We start from the raw sequence: 19,310 nt of genomic DNA, 5'->3' as shown, positions 1-19,310 counted from the left end.
GACGTCGCAGGGAGTAAGACAGCCACTATAGCGGCGGTGGGTTCAGTTGCTGTTTACGGTCCATAGCTGGTCAAGGCGTGTAGTAAAGCTCTGACTCATCAGGTCTCGCCTCATGGCCCATCCGGGGTTGGTCGGCACGCTAGCGACGCGCAGTGTGCCGCGGCCCCACCTCGAATTTATCTCATCGAGCACGCCCATGATCTTCGCAGCTTCGACGGGTTGAGCCGGCGCGAATAGATCGTCCGTAAATTCACCAGGCTGACGCAGATCCATCAGCAGCACTTCGGCTTTGCTGTACTTGAAGCCAGGCCTGAACAGACGATTCACGGCCTCGGTCGCACCTTTGGTCATCAGCCTCACGTCGTTGGTCGGGTAAGGCAGCTCGACCATGGCACCGTTGGCGTATTTCGCTTCTTCCGGGTTGAACATGCCCGTGCGGATGCTGACCCGGATTTTCTTGCAGAACGAGTTCTGAGCACGCAGTTTCTCGGCAGCCCGCTGGGTGTAGGTCGCCACCGCCTCTTTGATTGGTTCGATCGTGGTCAGCCGCGTGCCGAACATCCTGCTGCAGCAAATCTCCTGCTTGGGTGGCTCGGCTTCGCCCAGCTCGAGGCATGGCGTACCCGCCAGCTCGCGGGCAGTCTTCTCGATCACGACGCTGAATTTCTTCCTCAACGTCCAGGCATCGGCCTGCGCCAGATCCATCGCAGTCTTAATGCCCAGCACTTCCAGATGGGCCTTCATCCGCTTGCCTACGCCCCAGACTTCACCTACATCGGTATTGCGCAGCGTCCAGTCACGCTTGAAGGGATCGCAAATATCGACGACCCCGCCGGTGATGTCCAGGAGACGTTTCGCCGTGTGGTTCGCCAGCTTGGCCAGGGTCTTGGTTCGGGCGATCCCGACACCAACGGGGATACCGGTGCGCTTATAGATCGCAGCGCGGATCTGCCGGCCGAACGTCGTCAGGTCTCCAGGTATGCCTGTGAGATCCGCGAACGCTTCATCAATGCTGTAGACCTCGAGCGCCGGCACCATCGACTCGATAATGGTCATGACGCGTTCGCTCATGTCGCCATAAAGCGCATAGTTGCTGCTGAACGCCACAACGCCATTGCGGCGCAGATCGTCCTTGATCTGGAAGTAGGGCGCACCCATCTTCACAAACGGCTTTGCGTCGTAGCTTCGCGCGATCACGCAGCCATCGTTATTCGAAAGCACAACGATCGGCGTCTTTGCCAGATCGGGCCGGAACACGCGCTCACAGCTCGCGTAGAAGCTATTACAGTCGATCAGTGCGAAAACCGGTTCAGGCGTTGTCATGGTCGCGGACGCTGTATTTGACGACACCCCAGATCACCAGCTCGTCGCCTTCCATCACATACCGAGGCGGGTATTTCGGATTTTCTGACATGAGGATGACCGCGTTTTCACTGCGGTGCAGACGCTTGCAGACGGGCTCTGAATTGATTGCGGCAATCACAATGTCGCCGTGGCTTGCATCCAGGCTTCGGTCGACAATCACAAGGTCGCCGGAATAGATGCCGGCGCCCTGCATGCTGTCACCGCCGATCTTGACCAGGTACACGTGTGGGGCACGGATATCGAAAAGCTCATCGAGCGAAATGTGCTTTTCGATGTGATCGGCAGCTGGCGACGGGAAACCAGCTGGCACGTGAAAGGAGTAGAGCGGCAGCGTGTGTCCGCCTGTCGCTACGGGACCGAGTATGGTCACGCTCATGGTGTTCACCTTAAAACCTATACTGTACGTGCATACAGTAAACGTTCTGGGTTGCTTGCGGTCAATCTCATGTATGGGAAATTTCGACGGGTGACAGCATGTGCGGACGCTACTCGATCTACGAGCCGATGGATCACTACCTCAAAGAGCTGGCCCCGAAGCAGCTGGTCATCAATGGCTACGATCTTTGGCCGATCGACCGCTACAACGTCGCGCCCACGACCAGAGTGGAAATCATCAGGCCCACTGAACAGGGGCTGAGCGTCGACAAGGTGCGTTGGGGTTGGTCGCCATTCTGGGCGAAAGGTGAAGGCAAGCGTCCGGCGCCTATCAATGCCAGGGTCGAAACGGCGATGACCGGGAAGTTCTTCAAACAGCTATGGCCGAACGGTCGCGCACTGGCCCCAGCGAACGGCTGGTTTGAATGGGTCAAGGATCCGAATGATCCGAAGAAAAAGCAGCCGTACTTCATCAAGTTGAAGGAAGGCGGCCCGATGTTCTTCGCCGCGCTGGCCGAAGTTCACCAGGGGCTCGAGCCGGATCCGCAGGACGGGTTCGTGATCATCACCGCCGATTCAGACCAGGGGATGGTCGACATTCACGATCGCCGGCCTGTGGTGTTGAGCCCGGAACACGCTCGCGAATGGGTCGACCCGGAGACGACCCCGGAACGCGCCGCCGAGATTGCCAGGGAATGCTGCAGGCCCACCGAGCAGTTCACCTGGCATACCGTTGGGAAGGCAGTGGGCAATGTTCGCAACCAAGGCCCTGAGCTGATCGTGCCAGAGTCCCAGGACGAGTAAATTCGCCCCGGGATAAAAAAATCTCCGGAAAAAACACTTATCCCCCTCCCGCCGACGGGCTCCACGTCCGTTTTTTGTGCAAATCCAGCTGTAGTGCAAAGCGACCTGCAGGCCGCGCCGGTAATGGGCCTTCGCAGGGCATTGGCCGTTTCACAGTTTGCAAACTTTTGAACAGAAGTGCAGCGCGGATGCGTTTCTCACTTTCGAACGCCTATGTCACGCCTTGAGGCTCGAGGCCCGGTTTTGCTGGGTGAAAAATCTGAAAACATCTGATTACGCAGGTTTTTGAATTCGGTGACGCTGACGAACGGCCTAATTAACGGAGGGTCGAGAGGGATCACCCAAACCGACGCATGCCGCTAAAACCGCGGCTGCGCCGGGATTGCGGGCATTTCAAGGCTTTCAAATCGCTGCATGAGTTTTGAACCCAATCTGGCTCAGTCTGCATGCTTGAAAAGGGGCTCGAAAAATACTGGCGCGCTGCCATTTCCAGTTGAGGGCTGGGAAAAAGGTAATTTCGGGAATGAGGTGTCAGAACCGGGCTGCAAGCCTCATGGGGCGTGGCTTTGAGCAATTACCAGCAAAGGTAATTTGGGGTAATTAGAAAGGTAATTTTTTTTTAAGTGATTGTTTTATATGGATTTTCAAAGGTAAGAATCTAACCCCTTCAAAAGGTAAGTAGATTACTATGAAATTACCCTATTATTACCTTTAACAATTCACTTCAATCCCTTGATTTCAAAGGTTTTCCAACGAATTTCGACGAGCGATTACCAAAATTACCCTTTTCCCATGGCTGAACCAAAAATTGAATGGCAGGTGCAGGAGTCGCTCAGAATCTCTCCTGCGCGCTCAAACCTCTCAAGCCGCCTGCCGTGACGATCTGATGCGTTCGTCGATATCTGCCTGAGAGGGTCGCGATCAGTAGCCAGCTCTAAATGGGCGAATTACCTGCGCCCTTAGTCTGGCGGTCAGTAGAAAGGTCATTGTTCAATTTTTTTAAACATCTCGATGTATTTCTTCGTTTCGTCGTTGAACACAGGAGCCAGCGTATTAACGTCGAGGTCGGAGTTAATATTCGTGGCCAGGTCTTTCACGTACTGGAGAAGTGCTGGTGTCTCGCCGTGTTTGATTAGCCCCGTGGTTATTCCGTTCCTGATGCCGTGGATTATCGTATCCTTAACGGAAAGCTTGCCCGTCAGATGAGTTATATCGGCCGTTAGCGCTTTTATTTCCTTTTCGTGCCTCTTTTCGAATGCTTTACGCGATTCCTCATTGTTCTTTTCAATCTTTTTTATGTCTGAATCGTAGGACGCTTTCAGTGAGGCCAGTTCGTTAGTGGCTTTACACAACTTGCTGGATGGGTCTCTTTCGGAGATTTTGTCTTTGATATAATTAATTAAAAACGTGGTTGCGACAAGGCATGGAACCGCAACGTTATACGCCCACTCCTTGGTTAAGGACAGTTCCTTAAAATAGCTGACGATCCAGTAATACAATATGGAGGATGCGCATACGAAGATGATATTGACGACGCCCATTTGCGACCTCACTCCTGCGTCAAAAAGATCTTTTTCTGAGTGAGGTAGCGCACAAAATCGTTTGGTGTTGGTGCCATGATTTTCACCAGAGCCTCCATTTGTCCCTGAACAATCTTGGCATCGTCACATATAAAGTCTGATGAAAATTTCAGCTCTAATTTTCTTCCTTTATATTTTGCTAGGGCTACCTTGAGTAAGGGCCTGTCGGCGTTATATTTGTTGACTGCCTCAAGAATGCTTAACTTAGTAGCTTCCTTCTTTAGTACGTACTCAAAATGTAGATTAAATGTGTTGAGCGTGAATAAAGGGCTTACGATTTGCCGTCCGACAAACTTGATATCTGAGAAGTCGAAGGCGAAATCGTAGAAAACAATGTCCTCCATCTCTTCAGATTCTCGTACTTGAAAGTTGGTTACATCTTCAACTTGTTCTAAGACTTCAAATAGATTTTGGGTTGTCATAATGAGACTCAGGCCGGGACTATAGGTACAATTATTAGCCACTCAGATCGCGCGCACACGGGCAAGGGGTAGGCCAAGAATTGGCCAGCGGTGCATCGAAGCGGAGGCAGCTCCGGTGAGCAGCGGGGCTGCTCGAGCGCTGATCAAACGCAATGTATGGGAGCAAAGCATCGCAGGTGCATGTCCTTACGCCATTTTTACGCCAGACGAAAAAAAAGGCCTTGAATATCAAGGCCTTTCTTCGTTGAGCTGGTGCCCCGAGGGAGACTCGAACTCCCACTCCTTTCGAAAACGGATTTTGAATCCGCCGCGTCTACCAATTCCGCCATCAGGGCTCAATGGCGGCGAAGTATAGAGACGAGCCTACCGTTGGTCAATCATGTTTCATGGTCAATTTTCAGGTTTTCCGCTAAACTTCCCGGCCCTGCTAGACGAACCCCATCATGCGTGTCGCTGACTTTACCTTCGAACTCCCCGATGCATTGATCGCTCGCCATCCCCTGGCCGAGCGACGCAGCAGCCGTTTGCTCACCCTCGACGGGCCGAGCGGCGCGCTGGCACATCGCCAATTCACTGATCTGCTGGAGCATCTGCGTCCCGGCGATCTCATGGTTTTCAACAATACCCGGGTGATCCCGGCGCGTCTGTTCGGGCAGAAGGCTTCGGGCGGCAAGCTGGAAATTCTGGTTGAGCGCGTGCTGGATCAGCATCGCGTGCTGGCTCATGTACGCTCCAGCAAGTCGCCCAAAGCGGGTTCGACCATCTTGATCGATGGCGGTGGCGAAGCCGAAATGGTTGCGCGCCACGATGCGTTGTTCGAGCTGCGTTTTGCCGAGCCGGTGCTGCCGTTGCTCGAGCGCGTGGGCCACATGCCGCTGCCTCCTTATATAGATCGCCCGGACGATGACGCCGACCGCGAGCGTTATCAGACTGTTTACGCGCAGCGGGCCGGTGCGGTGGCGGCGCCCACGGCGGGTCTGCATTTCGACCGGATCATGATGGACGCGATTGCCGAGAAGGGCGTCCAGACTGCGTTCGTGACGCTGCACGTGGGGGCGGGGACGTTTCAGCCGGTGCGTGTCGAGCGGATCGAAGATCACCACATGCACAACGAGTGGCTTGAAGTCACTCAGGAAGTGGTCGATGCCGTCGCGGCGTGCCGTGCGCGCGGCGGGCGGGTCGTTGCAGTGGGGACGACCAGCGTGCGCTCGCTGGAAAGCGCGGCCCGGGATGGCGTGCTCAAGGCATTCAGCGGCGACACCGATATCTTCATCTACCCTGGCCGGCCGTTCCATGTGGTCGATGCGCTGGTCACCAATTTTCATTTGCCTGAATCCACGCTCTTGATGCTGGTTTCGGCATTCGCCGGTTACCCGGAAACCATGGCCGCCTACGCGGCTGCAGTGGAGCACGGTTACCGCTTTTTCAGTTACGGGGATGCCATGTTCATCACCCGCAATCCCGCGCCGACTGCGCCTCAGGGTAATGACCCGGTGGACTCGGCCCCAGAGGATCCAGCATGAGTCGCACCTGTCGTATGTCGTTCGAGCTGCTTGCCACCGATGGCAAGGCTCGTCGTGGTCGTCTGACCTTTCCGCGTGGCGTCGTCGAAACCCCGGCGTTCATGCCGGTCGGCACGTATGGCACCGTCAAGGGCATGTTGCCCCGGGATATCGAGGCCACTGGCGCGCAGATCATTCTGGGCAACACCTTCCATCTGTGGCTGCGTCCCGGCACCGAAGTGATCAAAGCTCACGGCGATCTGCACGATTTCATGCAATGGAAGGGTCCGATTCTGACGGACTCCGGCGGCTTCCAGGTGTTCAGCCTCGGCGCCATGCGCAAGATCAAGGAAGAAGGCGTGACCTTCGCCTCGCCGGTCGACGGTGCCAAGGTCTTCATGGGCCCTGAAGAGTCGATGCAGGTTCAGCGCGACCTGGGCTCCGACATCGTGATGATCTTCGACGAATGCACGCCGTATCCGGCCGACGAGGACGTCGCGCGTACTTCCATGGAACTGTCGCTGCGCTGGGCCAAGCGTTCGAAGATCGCCCATGGCGAGAACACTGCCGCGTTGTTTGGCATCGTGCAGGGCGGCATGCACGAGAATCTGCGCATGCGCTCGCTGGACGGCCTGAACGAACTCGACTTCGACGGCCTGGCCATCGGCGGCCTCTCGGTGGGCGAGCCCAAGCACGAAATGATCAAGGTTCTGGATTACCTGCCAGGACGCATGCCGGCTGACAAACCTCGTTACCTTATGGGTGTAGGCAAGCCTGAAGACCTGGTTGAAGGTGTGCGTCGCGGAGTCGACATGTTCGACTGCGTCATGCCTACGCGCAATGCCCGCAACGGTCATCTGTTCATCGACACCGGTGTCCTGAAGATTCGTAATGCGTTTCATCGTCACGATGACTCGCCGCTGGATCCGACCTGCGATTGCTACACCTGCAAGAACTTCTCTCGCGCTTATCTGCATCACTTGGACAAGTGCGGAGAAATGCTGGGGAGCATGCTCAATACGATCCACAATTTGCGGCATTACCAGCTGCTTATGGCTGGTTTGCGCGAGGCTATTCAACAGGGTACATTGGCCGCCTTTGTCGACACGTTCTATGCCAAACGCGGGCTTGCCACGCCGCCGTTGGACTGAGCGACATCCGGTCTTACCGCTTCCTATTATTAAAATTATGCAACTGGAGTGTTAAATGAGCTTTTTCATCTCTCCCGCTTTCGCGGATGCAGCGGCACCTGCTGCAGGCCCCGCAGGTTCGGGCTTCGAGTGGATTTTCCTGGTCGGCTTTCTGGTCATCTTCTATCTGATGATCTGGCGTCCACAGGCCAAGCGTGCCAAAGAACAGAAGAACCTTCTGGGCAACTTGCAGAAAGGCGATGAAGTCGTCACTTCCGGCGGTATTGCCGGCAAGATCAACAAAGTGACCGACGACTTCGTTGTTATCGAAGTGTCCGACACCGTTGAGCTGAAGATCCAGAAGGGCGCCATCGCTGCCACCCTGCCCAAGGGCACTCTGAAAGCCATCTGATTCCAGTCTTTTACCAATCGACGGGGCGCGCAAGGCGCCCCGCGTTCTAAGCAGGCGGCGTGATGTTGAACAAATACCCTCTGTGGAAATACATCCTGATCCTGGCAGTGCTAGTGATCGGCTTTATTTATTCCGCACCCAATCTCTACCCTGATGACCCGGCTATTCAGGTCAGCGGCGCAAGCACTGCGCTGCAGGTCAATCAGGCTGATCTGGATCGCGTAAGCAAGGCGCTTACCGATGCTGGCATCGCGGTCAAGGGCGCGTCTCTGGCCGAGAATGGCAAGGGCGGTTTGTTGCGTCTGACCAAGCAGGAAGACCAGCTGCCAGCCAAAGATGTCGCGCGCAAGGCGCTGGGCGACGACTACGTCGTTGCATTGAACCTGGCGCAAACCACGCCAAAATGGTTGCGCAGCATCGGCGCTACGCCGATGAAACTGGGTCTGGACTTGTCCGGCGGCGTGCACTTCCTGCTTGAAGTCGACATGGACAAGGCGCTCAGCGCTCGTCTGAATGTCTACGAAGGCGAAGTGAAGAGCCTGCTGCGCAAGGAAAAACTGCGCTATCGCAGCCTGCCTCAGGACAATGGCGCCATTCAGCTGGGCTTCAGTGACACGGATTCCCGCGAGCAGGCCCGTGCTCTGATCCGCAAGGATTACAGCGATTTCGATATCACCATGAGCGATCGTGGCGAGATGCCGATCCTGCGCCTGGCCATGACTCAGGCCAAGGTCGCCGAGATCCGCGAATATTCGATCAAGCAAAACCTGACCACCGTCCGTAACCGTGTCAACGAACTCGGTGTGGCCGAGCCGCTGGTTCAGCGTCAGGGCGCCAACCGTATCGTGGTCGAGCTGCCGGGTGTGCAGGACACCGCCGAAGCCAAGCGTATTCTCGGCAAGACGGCCAACCTTGAGTTCCGTCTGGGCGCAGGCCCGGATGACACCAAGGCCACCACTGAGATGTTCGAGTTCCGCGAGGGCGGTCGCCCTGCAGCAGCGGTCGAGCGTGGTTTGATCATCACCGGTGATCAGGTGACCGATGCCAAGGCTGGCTTCGACGAGCACGGTCGTCCGCAGGTGAATATCAAGCTGGACGGTCATGGCGGTGATCTGATGAGCCGCGCGACGCGCGCCAACGTCGGTCGCAGCATGGCCGTGATCTTCATCGAGCAGAAACCGACCACCACCTACACCAGGCAGGTTGTGGACGGCGTCGAGAAGGACGTGCCGGTTCAGACGTTCAAGGAAGAGAAGAAGATCATCAGCCTGGCGACCATTCAGTCGCCGCTGGGCGCGCAATTCCGCATCACCGGCCTGAACGGTCAGGGTGAGTCGTCGGAACTTGCGTTGCTGCTGCGTGCCGGTGGTCTGGCGGCACCGATGTACTTTGCCGAAGAACGTACCATTGGCCCGAGCCTGGGTGCCGACAATATCACCAAGGGTGTGCATGCATCCCTGTGGGGCATGCTGTTCGTCTCGCTGTTCATCCTCGCCATCTACCGTTTCTTCGGTCTGATCGCGACGGTTGCGCTGGCCTTCAACATGGTCATGCTGCTGGCACTGATGTCGCTGCTGGGCGCAACGCTGACCCTGCCGGGTATCGCCGGTATCGTGTTGACGATGGGTATGGCGGTCGATGCCAACGTGCTGATCTTCTCGCGTATTCGTGAGGAGCTGGCAAACGGCATGAGCGTGCAGCGTGCGATCAACGAAGGTTTTGACCGCGCCTACACCGCGATTCTCGACGCCAACCTGACCTCGCTGTTGGTCGGCGGCATTCTGTATGCCATGGGCACAGGCCCGGTCAAAGGTTTCGCCGTGACCATGTCGCTCGGGATCTTTACCTCGATGTTCACAGCCATCATGGTGACGCGTGCAATCGTCAACCTGATCTATGGCGGTCGTGACTTCAAGAAGTTGTGGATTTAAGGGGCTGCCATGAAACGTACCATCAACTTCATGGGCGTTCGCAACGTTGCGTTCGCCATCACCATGCTCCTCACCGTACTGGCGTTGTTCAGCTGGTTCCATAAAGGGCTCAACTTCGGTCTGGACTTCACCGGCGGTACGCTGATCGAGCTGACCTACGAGCGTCCTGCCGATCTGGGCAAGGTGCGCGAGGAGCTGGTGTCTTCGGGTTATCACGAAGCCATCGTGCAGAGTTTTGGCGCGACCACCGACCTGCTCGTGCGTATGCCGGGTGAGGACCCGCAGCTGGGCGCTCAGGTGGCCGAGGCGCTGCGTCGCACCGGCGCTGACAACCCGGTAACGGTCAAGCGCGTCGAGTTCGTCGGCCCTCAAGTGGGCGAAGAGCTGCGCGATCAGGGCGGCATCGGCATGCTGCTCGCGCTGGGTGGCGTGCTGATCTATCTGGCCTTCCGCTTCCAGTGGAAATTCGCAGTCGGCGCCATCGTTTCCCTGATCCACGACGTGGTGGTGACGATGGGTATTCTGTCGTTCTTCCAGGTGACGTTCGACCTGACCGTGCTGGCCGCCGTGCTGGCGATCATCGGCTACTCACTCAACGATACGATCGTGGTATTCGACCGTGTCCGCGAGAACTTCCGCCTGCTGCGCAAAGCGTCGCTGATCGAAAACATCAACATTTCGACCACCCAGACGCTGCTGCGGACCATGGCGACTTCGATCTCCACGCTGCTGGCCATCGTGGCGCTGTGGATCTTCGGTGGCGACAGCCTGCACGGTTTCTCGGTCGCGCTGTTCATTGGCGTTCTGGCCGGTACCTACTCGTCGATCTACATCGCCAACGTGGTACTGATCTGGCTCAACCTGAGCACTGAAGACCTGCTGCCACCAGTGACGACCGAGAAGGTCGACGATCGTCCCTGACGATGGCTGACCGGTCATCCCTTAAAAAAGCGCGAGTGTGAACTCGCGCTTTTTTTTGTGCTCCAAGGCTGGGAGTAGCGCGAGCAATTGCGCTGAATATGGTCAGGAGGTTCACGTGAACAAGTCGTTGCTAGTTGGTGCAGTATTGGGTGCTGTCGGTGTGACTGCCGGTGGTGCTTTGGCCACCTATAGCCTCGTAAAACAAAGCGGCCCAGAGTATGCCGATGTACTCGCCGTCGAGCCTGTTAAAGAACAAATCAAAACCCCTCGTCAGGTGTGCAAGGATGTCGCGGTCACCCATCGCGCTCCGGTGAAAGATGAGCATCAGATTGTGGGCAGCGTTATCGGTGCCGTAGCGGGTGGCCTGCTCGGTAACCAGGTAGGTGGCGGTACTGGCAAGAAAATCGCAACCGTGGCGGGCGCCGTTGGCGGTGGTTACGCGGGCAACAAGGTTCAGGAAGGCATGCAGAACCGCGATACTTACACCACCACTGAAAGCCGCTGCAATACCGTTAACGACATCAGTGACAAGGTCGTTGGCTACAACGTGAAGTACAAGTTGAACGACAAGGTTGGTCAGGTACGTATGGATCGCGACCCTGGCAGCCAGATCCCCGTCAACAAGGACGGTCAACTGGAGTTAAGTCAGGCCGGTCAATAACCGTCACATCCGGCTATTCTGAAAAAACACCCCCTCACCGGGGTGTTTTTTTTTGCCCGAAATAAGACCATATCCGATAAGTCTGGAGTCGGTAGTAACTATATATTTTAAATTTGATTACCCGCCGCGTAAGCTTTTTTTGTGGTGGACGCCTGGGTTTCTCAAGCCAGCCCGCCTCAACAACTCTAATAAAAACAGATACGCCAAGCGGGAACAATAATGCATAAAAGCCCTGTATCTCTCGGCCTTACCTCTGTTACGGCCCTTGGACTGAGTCTCGCCTTTCCCGGTTTCGCGGAAGCGGACTTTTTCGAAGACAGCAAAGCAGACCTCGAATTTCGCAACTTCTACTTCAACAGCGATTACCGACAAGACGGCGCGAGCCAGTCCAAACGCGACGAGTGGGCCCAAGGCCTGATTCTTAATTACGAGTCCGGCTTTACCGACGGCACGGTGGGATTTGGCGTCGATGCTCTCGGACTTTTCGGCCTCAAACTGGACTCCGGACCTGACCGGCGCAACACCGGCCTGCTGCCTGTCGGTGACGAGAAAGCTCCCGATGACTACGGCCGTTCGGGGATTACTGCCAAAGCCCGGATTTCCAAGAGCGTGCTGCGGGTGGGAACCTTGATGCCCAGGCTGCCGACTGTCTTGCCCAATGACGGTCGCTTGTTGCCACAGACGTTTCGCGGCGCGCAGCTGACCTCCAAAGACCTTGCCGACACCACCGTCAATATCGGTCGCCTGACCAGCAACACCGAGCGCAATGACAGCGGCCATGAAGACATCGAAGCGGAAGCCAAGGGCATCAAAGGCGGGCGCCCAAGTGATTCTTTCGATTTCGCCAGTGCCAGTTACAACTGGGCCAAAGGCCTCACCACGTCTTATAACTACGGCGGCCTGGAGAACAACTACAAACAGCACATCGTCACGCTGGTGCATGACCTGGCGCTGAGCGAATCACAGTCCATCAAAAGTGATCTGCGGTATGCGCGCTCCCTCAAAGATGGCAACTCCAATATCGACAACACGGCGGTCGGCGCGAAGTTCACTTACAGCATCGCCGGCCACGGTTTCGGCGTGGCCTATCAACGCATGAATGGCGAAACAGGTTTTCCGCACCTGGCCGGCACGGACTCCTTCCTCGTCAACTACGTGATGATCTCGCCGGACTTCGCCAACCCCGAAGAGCGGTCATGGCAGGCGCGCTATGACTACGACTTCGCAACCGTCGGCGTCCCGGGCCTGACGTTCATGACTCGCTATCTCAAAGGTGACCACTTTGCTCGCGCAAGCGAGGAGGGCACCGAGTGGGAGCGCAACACAGACATTGCGTATGTGTTCCAGAGCGGCGTGCTCAAGAACCTCGAGTTGACGTGGCGCAACGGCAGCTATCGCAGCAACGGCGGCAACAACATTGACCAGAACCGCGTCATCGTCAGCTACACGCTGCCGCTGCTCTGAGTCTTTTGATTTCAGCAACTTCCCGACAACGCTCATTCTCGGCGATCGCCGCAACGGAGCCCGCAATGCCAACAAGAAAAACCCTGATCCACCTGGCTGTCGCCTTCGCCCTGTTCAACAGTTACGGCGCCTACGCGGCCAATACCGCAGAGCTGCCCTGCGCGACCACGGAACAGTGCGCCGCGCAGGCGGCAAAAATCGGTGCCACGGTCGACAAATCGAAATCCGCGGGCAGTAAGACGGAAAGTCAGTTTTCCTGGCTGAACCGGATCAACAAAGCCTCGATCGTCATGCTGACCGAGGAGGGCATCGTCAAGCCGGAAATGGGCCAGAAGATCGCCACGGGTGTGCGTTATGCCATCGATCAGGCGGATCAGCCCAACGGTAAACGCCCAAGCGATGTGCTCCAGCTCGAACAGATCATGACCGACAAGATCGGCCCGGAGGGCTCGCTGATTCATTCCGGTCGGAGTCGTCAGGACATGCTCGCCACGTACCGACTGGCCAAACTGCGCTCGGACGTGCTGGCCTACAGCGAAGCCATGAATGCAACGCGCAAGCGCCTTCTGGATCTGGCCGACAAGAACGTCGATACCCTCGTGCCGGCCTACACCAATGGCGTGCAGGCGATGCCGATCAGCTACGCGCACTATTTGCTGGCGTTCGAGGCTGCATTCGATCGCGACGGTCAGCGTATTCGCGAGCTGTATCAGCGCCTGAACCAGAGCCCGATGGGCACGGCGGTGCTTGCCAATTCGGCCTACCCCCTGAATCGCGAACGACTGGCTCAGTTGCTGGGCTTTGACGGGGTGCGCGAGAACTCACTGGATTCCAGTCAGGTGTCGACTTACGACATTCCGATCGAGGCGGCCAATATTGCGTCTTCTTCGGCGATTCGCGTGGGCGCGATGATTGGCGACATTCACACGCAATACCATCAGATTCGTCCCTGGCTGCTGCTGGATGAAGAAAAAACCTACACCAGCAGCGCCATGCCGCAAAAACGCAATCCGGGACTGCTGATGCGCGCCCGCGAGAGTGCGTCAGATGTGGTCGGGCTGGCGCAGACCGTGACCTTGCGTGCGCACAATGTGACCACCGGCATGACCGACTACAAGTTCGCCTTCGACTCGTTGGGCGTCTTCGATTCCACCAAAGAGATGTTCGCGGCAATGGACGCGGTGTTCGACGCGCTACAGGTCAATCCGCAACGCGCACGGGAAGAGCTGGAAAACGAATGGACCACCTCGATGGAGCTGGCCGACACGTTGGAGCGCACGCAGAAAGTGCCGTTCCGCATCGGTCACAGCTTTGCGTCGATGATCGTCGAACAGGCGCGAAGCGAAGGCCTGACGCCGAAGACGTTTCCCTACGCCGATGCACAGAAGCTGTATGCGAAGGCGGCTGACAAGTACGAATGGAAGCCCAATTCACTGCCTCTGGACGAGGCGACGTTCCGCGCTGCGTTATCCCCGGAGGACATGGTCAAAACCCGCAAGGGCACCGGTGGCCCGCAGCCGCAGGAGGTCAAGCGAATGCTGGCCGAAGCCCACAAGACGCTGGAAGCGGATCAGACCTGGTTGCGGGAGCGTAGGGAAAAACTGACGCAGGCCGAAGGCAATCTGGACCGGGCTTTCGAGAAGCTGCTGTCGTCCAAGGGTTGACTCATTCCCACTCCCGCAGGCCGGCGCGCCTATGGGAGTGGGCCGCCCGTACCAGGCTGACGCCCACCAAATACGCTCCTGCACATTCAGCTCCGATGGATCGGAAGCTGGATCACGTCGCTCATGGTTTCTCGATCCAAAGCCTTCTGCCAGCGCGCGATGGCCAGGCACGCCACGCAGTTGCCGAGCACGTTGGTGAGCACGCGACACTTCATCAAGCGCTCCACGCCCAACAGAAGTCCTGCACTTTCCAGCGGTATCGCATGAAACAGATTGAGGGTTGCGATGAGGGTGAAGAAAGCCGAGCCCGCCATGCTGGTCGAACCCAGTGAGGTCACCAGAGTAATCAGCAGCAAGGTCAGTATCTGTTCCCCGCTCAGATGAACGCCCGACAGTTGCGCTAAAAACACCGCAGCCACCATCAGATAAAGGTTCGAGCCGTTCAAATTGAAGGTGTAACCCGTCGTCAGCACCAGACGGGCCAGTTGCGGGTTGCAGCCCAGATTCTGCATTTTCTCGATCAGGCCCGGCAGTGCGGCAACCGAAGAACCGGTAAAGGTCACCAGCAGCAGTTCGTCCTTGAGGTACACGATCAGCTGCCAGATCGAGGCGCCGGACGCCTGGGCGACAGGCGTCAGGATCAGCAACACGAACAGGGCACTGGCCAGATACATCACTGCCACGAATTTCAGCAGCGGCATCGCGGAAGCCGGACCGAACTTGCCGATCGTGTAAGCAATGGCGCCAAAGGCCGCGAGCGGCGCAAACCTGAGTATCAGTTTCAGCACGCTGAACAACACCGCCACGGTTTTCTCAAGCAGATTACGCAAGGCGTCGGCCGCTGGGTGCCCTTTGGCGCGGGCGATCAATGCCCCAGTCAGCAGGCCGGCGAGCATGATCTGCAGGATCGGATTCTGTGTGACCGCGCGGCCGAGCACCGTGCCCATCGCAGACCAGGAAAAAGCGGTGCGCGCCGTTTCGCTTTCCAACGGCGCCAGCGGGATCTGCAACGGCTCGGCTCCCATACCTGCGCCGGGCTGAAGGAGTTCGGCAATCAGACACCCGAGCAGCAGGGCCAGCAGCGTCATCGTCTGGAAATAAACAAGAATCTTGCGGGCCAGCCCCCGTTGCCTCACCTGAAGGCTGGCCACTCCAGAGGCAATCAGCAGAAACATCATGAACGGCATGATCCAGCCGATGATGCGGATGAAACCATCGCTCAGGGGTTTCATTTCGACCGCAATCGGCGGCTCGAAAAGGCCCAGCAACGCGCCGCAGGCAATGGCCAGAAGCAGTTGCAGAGCGGCGCTGTGCAGAAGTCGTGTGGGCATCGGTGTCCCGGGAATTTCAGCGTATTTATTGTTATGGGCGTGCCTTGCCAGCCCCTCGGGGATTGGGCACGCTTGCCTGCCAATGTCGCATCGACCGGGCGGCAATCATAAAACCTTGTTGCGGGACAGACCACCATGGAGCTTCGTCATCTGCGCTATTTCGTCATGGTGGCCGAAGAGCGGCATTTCACCCGCGCCGCTGCGCGTCTCAACATGCAACAGCCGCCCCTCAGTCAACAGATTCGTGCGCTGGAAGATGAGCTGGGCTTCGATCTGTTCAAGCGCCACCCCAAAGGTGTCGATCTGACGGCGGGCGGGCTGGTGTTCCTGCAAGAGGCGCAGGACATTCTGGCGCGAGTCAAGGAAGGTTCGCTCAAGGCCTCCCGCGCGGCGCATGGCATCGAAGGGCAACTGTGCATCGGTTTCACCAGCTCGGCAGCGGCGCATCCGCTGACGCCGCAAATCATTCGAGCATTTCGCGAGCGTTTTCCGGGTGTGGCCGTTTCGCTGAAGGAGGGCAGCGCCCAGCAGCTGACCGAGGCGGCCATCGACGGCGGCGTGGACGTGGGCATTCTGCGCGCACCCGTCGGCGGCCATCAAAGCATCGAGTTTCATCGGCTGCTCAATGAAGAGATGCTGCTGACGTTGCCCGTCGGGCATCGTTTGCTGGCAGATCACGCTGCGCAAGACCCGATGCCTGTCATTGCGCTGACGAGCCTGGCGGACGAGCCGTTCATTCTCGTGCGTCGTCCCGGTGCGCCGGGCATGTACGCCAACCTCATCACGGCCTGCCAGAACGCCGGGTTCAATCCCAGGATCGCGTTCGAAGTCGAGCGCATGCTCACCAACGTCAGCCTGGTCGCCGCAGGGGCGGGAATTTCCATCGTGCCTGCCTCAATGAAGGATGTGCACAAGGACAGCGTCGTCTATTGCAGGATCAGCGGCGGCCGACCGCGGCTGCATGCGCCGGTCACGCTGGTCTGTCGCAGTTTCAATCAATTGCCGCCGCTGGAGAATTTCATCGACCTGTCGCGCGAATTGAGTGGGCGCAAAGCGCTACAGCGCCCATAAAAAAACCGGCACAGGGCCGGTTTTTTTACTGCGAGACGCTTAGCGTTTCAGCGATGCAGGCACGTATGGCGCGATCGAGGTCAGTACGGCTTTGAAGCACTTGGTGTTGCCCGCAACGATGTGACCTTTTTCAAGGAAGTCATGCCCGCCATTGAAATCGCTCACCAGACCGCCTGCTTCCTGAATCAGCAGGGCGCCGGCAGCCATGTCCCACTCCGACAGGCCCGATTCCCAGAACGCGTCGAAACGACCGGCAGCCACGTACGCCAGGTCCAGACTGGCTGCGCCAGCGCGGCGGATACCCGCGGTCTGGCCGACCAGCGAACGGAACATGTTCAGGTAGTTTTCGAGGTTGTCGAGCTGGTTTTCGCGGAACGGGAAACCTGTGCCCAGCAGCGCGCCTTCGAGGCTCTTGCGCGGGCTGACGCGCAGACGGCGACCGTTGAGCTGGGCGCCGCGGCCACGGCTGGCGGTGAACTCTTCCTGACGGACCGGATCCAGAACAACGGCGTGTTCCAGGCGGCCACGGTATTTGCAGGCGATGCTGACCGCGAAGTGCGGAACGCCGCGAACGAAGTTGGTGGTGCCGTCCAGCGGGTCGATGACCCACAGGTAATCGGCGCCTTCGCCGCTGCCTTCGTGCAGGCCGCTTTCTTCGCCGAGGATGCCGTGAGTAGGGTAGGCCTTGAGCAGAGCGTCTACGATGGTCTTCTCTGCTGCGCGATCGATTTCGGTGACGTAGTCTTTCGCGTCTTTTTCATCGACCTTGATGGTATCCAGGCGCTCGATGGAGCGGAAAATCAATTCGCTGGCGCTGCGGGCGGCGCGCAGCGCGATATTCAGCATGGGCTGCATGGATGTATCACCTAGGTCGTTAAAGAGAGCCGGGCATTCTATGGGTTCTTGTCGATGATTTCCAGCGCGAGCGCAGCTTTTGCCATGCGTCCGGTCGGCGCACAGGAGAACAAAGACGGGCTGGTCTGCGGCCGTGCAAGGGTGTATGTAACGCACAATACGCAAGGGTTCGTGGCGTTGCCCCGGCCCCTTCTGTAAGATTCGTCCCCCTTTTCACCTGCTAGCGAGACCACACCATTGCTGCAAAATATTCGTGTCGTCCTGGTCGGCACCAGTCATCCGGGAAATATCGGTGGCGCTGCCCGTGCCATGAAGAACATGGGGCTTTCGCGTCTGGTGCTGGTTGATCCCGCGATGTTTCCGCACCACGATGCCGACGCCCGGGCGTCCGGTGCCAGCGACATCCTGGAGAACGCCCAGGTCGTGGCCACGCTGGAAGAAGCGCTGGTCGGCTGCAGCCTGGTCATGGGCACGAGCGCGCGTGATCGCCGCATTCCCTGGCCATTGCTCGACCCTCGCGAGGCCGGCAACAAAACCGTGGAGCACGCGGCACTCGGCGAGGAAGTCGCGCTGGTGTTCGGTCGCGAGTACGCAGGACTGACCAACGAAGAGCTGCAACGTTGTCACTACCACGTGCATATTCCGTCCGATCCCGAGTTCAGCTCCCTGAACCTTGCGGCCGCTGTTCAGGTATTGAGTTACGAGACGCGTATGTCGTGGCTGGCGGTTGAAGGGCAGGCCAGCAAGGTCGAAAAATTCGAGGTGAACTCGGTACGCAGCACCGAGCTTGCGACAATGGATGAGATGGAGAAATTCTATGAGCATCTGGAAGCCACACTTGTAAACATTGGCTTCCTCGATCCGGAGAAGCCTCGCCATCTGATGGCCCGGCTGCGTCGGCTCTACGGACGCTCGGCTGTCAATCGATCTGAAATGAGCATTTTGCGTGGCATCCTCACCGAAACCCAGAAAGCGGCCAACGGTGAGCCCTACAAGCGGAAGGATCAGTGATGTTCGAGCGCCTGCGAGAAGATATTCAAAGTGTGTTTCACCGTGACCCGGCGGCCCGCAACGCGTTTGAGGTGCTGACCTGCTATCCCGGTATGCACGCGATCTGGCTGCATCGGTTATCCGGATGGTTGTGGCGCAAGGACCTGAAGTGGCCTGCGCGCATGGTTTCCAATTTCGGTCGCTGGTTGACCGGTATCGAGATTCATCCCGGTGCCAAGGTCGGCAGGCGTTTCTTCATCGATCACGGCATGGGCATCGTCATTGGCGAGACCGCCGAGATTGGCGACGATGTGACGCTTTATCAGGGCGTGACCCTGGGCGGCACGAGCTGGAATAAAGGCAAGCGCCATCCCACGCTTGAGTCCGGTGTCGTGGTGGGGGCGGGCGCCAAAGTGCTCGGGCCGTTCACGGTGGGGGCTGGCGCCAAGGTGGGTTCCAATGCCGTGGTGACCAAGCCCGTGCCCGCAGGTGCGACCGTGGTCGGCATTCCGGGGCGCATCATCGTCAAATCCGACGATGACGCCGAAGCCAAGCGCAAGGCCATAGCCGAGAAGCTGGGTTTCGATGCCTATGGCGTCAGCGAGGACATGCCCGACCCGGTGGCCAGGGCGATCGGCCAGTTGCTGGATCATCTTCAGGCAGTGGATGTGCGCATGGAAGACATGGGCAAGGCGCTCAAGAGCCTTGGCTGCGAATACCGGGAGAAAGAGCTTCCGGAGCTGCGCCAGGAAGTGTTCGACTGCATCAAGGAACGCACTGAGACCAAAGTCGTCCAGGACTGAAAAGGGCGGCGCGGTATAGTAAACGCGGG

Annotated in this window: 18 protein-coding genes and 1 tRNA gene; 12 read left to right on the top strand and 7 right to left on the bottom strand. The window is 57.9% G+C overall.

Features of this window, described 5'->3' with window-relative positions; all coding sequences use genetic code 11:
• Positions 1-42: 42 nt before the first annotated feature.
• Complete coding sequence (gene umuC, locus AAGQ88_RS21540; RefSeq protein ID WP_342653506.1) at positions 43-1,323, bottom strand: translesion error-prone DNA polymerase V subunit UmuC; 1,281 nt, start codon at positions 1,321-1,323, stop codon at positions 43-45.
• Entirely contained in the window at positions 1,310-1,741 is a 432-nt protein-coding gene (gene umuD / locus AAGQ88_RS21535; protein ID WP_342655857.1) for a translesion error-prone DNA polymerase V autoproteolytic subunit, read from the bottom strand. The genes umuC and umuD overlap by 14 nt, the downstream gene beginning before the upstream one ends.
• A gap of 98 nt (positions 1,742-1,839) precedes the next feature.
• On the opposite strand from umuD, the gene AAGQ88_RS21530 reads away from it, so the two are divergent.
• On the top strand, positions 1,840-2,544 hold the full coding sequence (locus AAGQ88_RS21530; RefSeq protein ID WP_342653505.1) for an SOS response-associated peptidase family protein: 705 nt from the start codon (positions 1,840-1,842) through the stop codon (positions 2,542-2,544).
• A gap of 983 nt (positions 2,545-3,527) precedes the next feature.
• Here the strand turns inward: AAGQ88_RS21530 and AAGQ88_RS21525 are convergent.
• From AAGQ88_RS21525 to AAGQ88_RS21515, 3 genes are all read right to left on the bottom strand, one after another.
• Positions 3,528-4,085, bottom strand: coding sequence for a hypothetical protein (locus tag AAGQ88_RS21525; RefSeq protein WP_342653504.1), 558 nt, complete (start codon positions 4,083-4,085; stop codon positions 3,528-3,530).
• A gap of 8 nt (positions 4,086-4,093) precedes the next feature.
• Complete coding sequence (locus tag AAGQ88_RS21520) at positions 4,094-4,546, bottom strand: hypothetical protein (protein WP_342653503.1); 453 nt, start codon at positions 4,544-4,546, stop codon at positions 4,094-4,096.
• A gap of 250 nt (positions 4,547-4,796) precedes the next feature.
• Positions 4,797-4,881: transfer RNA gene (locus tag AAGQ88_RS21515), tRNA-Leu, on the bottom strand.
• 108 nt (positions 4,882-4,989) lie between these two features.
• Between AAGQ88_RS21515 and queA the strand changes: the two genes are divergently transcribed.
• The 8 genes from queA to AAGQ88_RS21475 all read left to right on the top strand — a co-directional run bounded on the left by queA (position 4,990) and on the right by AAGQ88_RS21475 (position 14,231).
• Complete coding sequence (gene queA, locus AAGQ88_RS21510) at positions 4,990-6,069, top strand: tRNA preQ1(34) S-adenosylmethionine ribosyltransferase-isomerase QueA (protein ID WP_342653502.1); 1,080 nt, start codon at positions 4,990-4,992, stop codon at positions 6,067-6,069.
• A 14-nt stretch (positions 6,070-6,083) separates the two neighbouring features.
• Positions 6,084-7,199, top strand: a complete 1,116-nt coding sequence (tgt, locus tag AAGQ88_RS21505; protein WP_093462967.1) for a tRNA guanosine(34) transglycosylase Tgt — start codon at positions 6,084-6,086, stop codon at positions 7,197-7,199.
• Between the two features lie 55 nt (positions 7,200-7,254).
• Positions 7,255-7,590: a preprotein translocase subunit YajC gene (gene yajC, locus AAGQ88_RS21500; protein ID WP_002552468.1), complete on the top strand. Its 336-nt coding sequence runs from the start codon at positions 7,255-7,257 to the stop codon at positions 7,588-7,590.
• Between the two features lie 62 nt (positions 7,591-7,652).
• Positions 7,653-9,521, top strand: a complete 1,869-nt coding sequence (secD, locus tag AAGQ88_RS21495; RefSeq protein ID WP_093462970.1) for a protein translocase subunit SecD — start codon at positions 7,653-7,655, stop codon at positions 9,519-9,521.
• A gap of 9 nt (positions 9,522-9,530) precedes the next feature.
• Positions 9,531-10,442: a protein translocase subunit SecF gene (gene secF, locus AAGQ88_RS21490; RefSeq protein WP_093462973.1), complete on the top strand. Its 912-nt coding sequence runs from the start codon at positions 9,531-9,533 to the stop codon at positions 10,440-10,442.
• Positions 10,443-10,557: 115 nt separating this feature from the next.
• Complete coding sequence (locus AAGQ88_RS21485) at positions 10,558-11,103, top strand: glycine zipper 2TM domain-containing protein (protein ID WP_093462975.1); 546 nt, start codon at positions 10,558-10,560, stop codon at positions 11,101-11,103.
• 219 nt (positions 11,104-11,322) lie between these two features.
• Positions 11,323-12,567, top strand: coding sequence for an OprD family porin (locus AAGQ88_RS21480; protein ID WP_342653501.1), 1,245 nt, complete (start codon positions 11,323-11,325; stop codon positions 12,565-12,567).
• Between the two features lie 65 nt (positions 12,568-12,632).
• Positions 12,633-14,231: an argininosuccinate lyase gene (locus AAGQ88_RS21475; protein WP_342653500.1), complete on the top strand. Its 1,599-nt coding sequence runs from the start codon at positions 12,633-12,635 to the stop codon at positions 14,229-14,231.
• 86 nt (positions 14,232-14,317) lie between these two features.
• Here AAGQ88_RS21475 and AAGQ88_RS21470 read toward each other — a convergent pair whose 3' ends face one another.
• Entirely contained in the window at positions 14,318-15,562 is a 1,245-nt protein-coding gene (locus tag AAGQ88_RS21470) for a cation:dicarboxylase symporter family transporter (protein WP_342653499.1), read from the bottom strand.
• 135 nt (positions 15,563-15,697) lie between these two features.
• On the opposite strand from AAGQ88_RS21470, the gene AAGQ88_RS21465 reads away from it, so the two are divergent.
• Complete coding sequence (locus AAGQ88_RS21465) at positions 15,698-16,633, top strand: LysR substrate-binding domain-containing protein (RefSeq protein ID WP_342653498.1); 936 nt, start codon at positions 15,698-15,700, stop codon at positions 16,631-16,633.
• 39 nt (positions 16,634-16,672) lie between these two features.
• Here AAGQ88_RS21465 and suhB read toward each other — a convergent pair whose 3' ends face one another.
• Positions 16,673-17,488 (bottom strand): inositol-phosphate phosphatase, encoded by an 816-nt coding sequence (gene suhB / locus AAGQ88_RS21460; protein ID WP_093462988.1) that lies wholly within the window; start codon positions 17,486-17,488, stop codon positions 16,673-16,675.
• A 237-nt stretch (positions 17,489-17,725) separates the two neighbouring features.
• Between suhB and trmJ the strand changes: the two genes are divergently transcribed.
• Together trmJ and cysE are read left to right on the top strand one after the other, a co-directional pair.
• On the top strand, positions 17,726-18,499 hold the full coding sequence (gene trmJ, locus AAGQ88_RS21455; RefSeq protein WP_342653497.1) for a tRNA (cytosine(32)/uridine(32)-2'-O)-methyltransferase TrmJ: 774 nt from the start codon (positions 17,726-17,728) through the stop codon (positions 18,497-18,499).
• Positions 18,499-19,281 (top strand): serine O-acetyltransferase, encoded by a 783-nt coding sequence (gene cysE / locus AAGQ88_RS21450; protein WP_285422478.1) that lies wholly within the window; start codon positions 18,499-18,501, stop codon positions 19,279-19,281. Before trmJ ends, cysE begins: the two co-directional genes overlap by 1 nt.
• The last annotated feature ends 29 nt before the right edge of the window (positions 19,282-19,310 follow it).

Origin of the sequence: Pseudomonas sp. F3-2, assembly GCF_038804275.1 — a bacterium.
Lineage (GTDB): Bacteria > Pseudomonadota > Gammaproteobacteria > Pseudomonadales > Pseudomonadaceae > Aquipseudomonas.
This window is presented reverse-complemented; position numbering and strand designations above follow the sequence as displayed.

Bases quoted from the DNA above. Each gene is read 5' to 3' on its own strand.
- secF (WP_093462973.1), top strand. From the start codon at position 9,531: ATGAAACGTACCATCAACTTCATGGGCGTTCGCAACGTTGCGTTCGCC.
- secD (WP_093462970.1), top strand. From the start codon at position 7,653: ATGTTGAACAAATACCCTCTGTGGAAATACATCCTGATCCTGGCAGTG.
- AAGQ88_RS21525 (WP_342653504.1), bottom strand. From the start codon at position 4,085: ATGGGCGTCGTCAATATCATCTTCGTATGCGCATCCTCCATATTGTAT.
- AAGQ88_RS21465 (WP_342653498.1), top strand. From the start codon at position 15,698: ATGGAGCTTCGTCATCTGCGCTATTTCGTCATGGTGGCCGAAGAGCGG.
- yajC (WP_002552468.1), top strand. From the start codon at position 7,255: ATGAGCTTTTTCATCTCTCCCGCTTTCGCGGATGCAGCGGCACCTGCT.
- AAGQ88_RS21530 (WP_342653505.1), top strand. From the start codon at position 1,840: ATGTGCGGACGCTACTCGATCTACGAGCCGATGGATCACTACCTCAAA.
- queA (WP_342653502.1), top strand. From the start codon at position 4,990: ATGCGTGTCGCTGACTTTACCTTCGAACTCCCCGATGCATTGATCGCT.
- umuD (WP_342655857.1), bottom strand. From the start codon at position 1,741: ATGAGCGTGACCATACTCGGTCCCGTAGCGACAGGCGGACACACGCTG.
- suhB (WP_093462988.1), bottom strand. From the start codon at position 17,488: ATGCAGCCCATGCTGAATATCGCGCTGCGCGCCGCCCGCAGCGCCAGC.
- AAGQ88_RS21520 (WP_342653503.1), bottom strand. From the start codon at position 4,546: ATGACAACCCAAAATCTATTTGAAGTCTTAGAACAAGTTGAAGATGTA.
- AAGQ88_RS21475 (WP_342653500.1), top strand. From the start codon at position 12,633: ATGCCAACAAGAAAAACCCTGATCCACCTGGCTGTCGCCTTCGCCCTG.
- tgt (WP_093462967.1), top strand. From the start codon at position 6,084: ATGTCGTTCGAGCTGCTTGCCACCGATGGCAAGGCTCGTCGTGGTCGT.
- AAGQ88_RS21470 (WP_342653499.1), bottom strand. From the start codon at position 15,562: ATGCCCACACGACTTCTGCACAGCGCCGCTCTGCAACTGCTTCTGGCC.
- cysE (WP_285422478.1), top strand. From the start codon at position 18,499: ATGTTCGAGCGCCTGCGAGAAGATATTCAAAGTGTGTTTCACCGTGAC.
- AAGQ88_RS21480 (WP_342653501.1), top strand. From the start codon at position 11,323: ATGCATAAAAGCCCTGTATCTCTCGGCCTTACCTCTGTTACGGCCCTT.
- umuC (WP_342653506.1), bottom strand. From the start codon at position 1,323: ATGACAACGCCTGAACCGGTTTTCGCACTGATCGACTGTAATAGCTTC.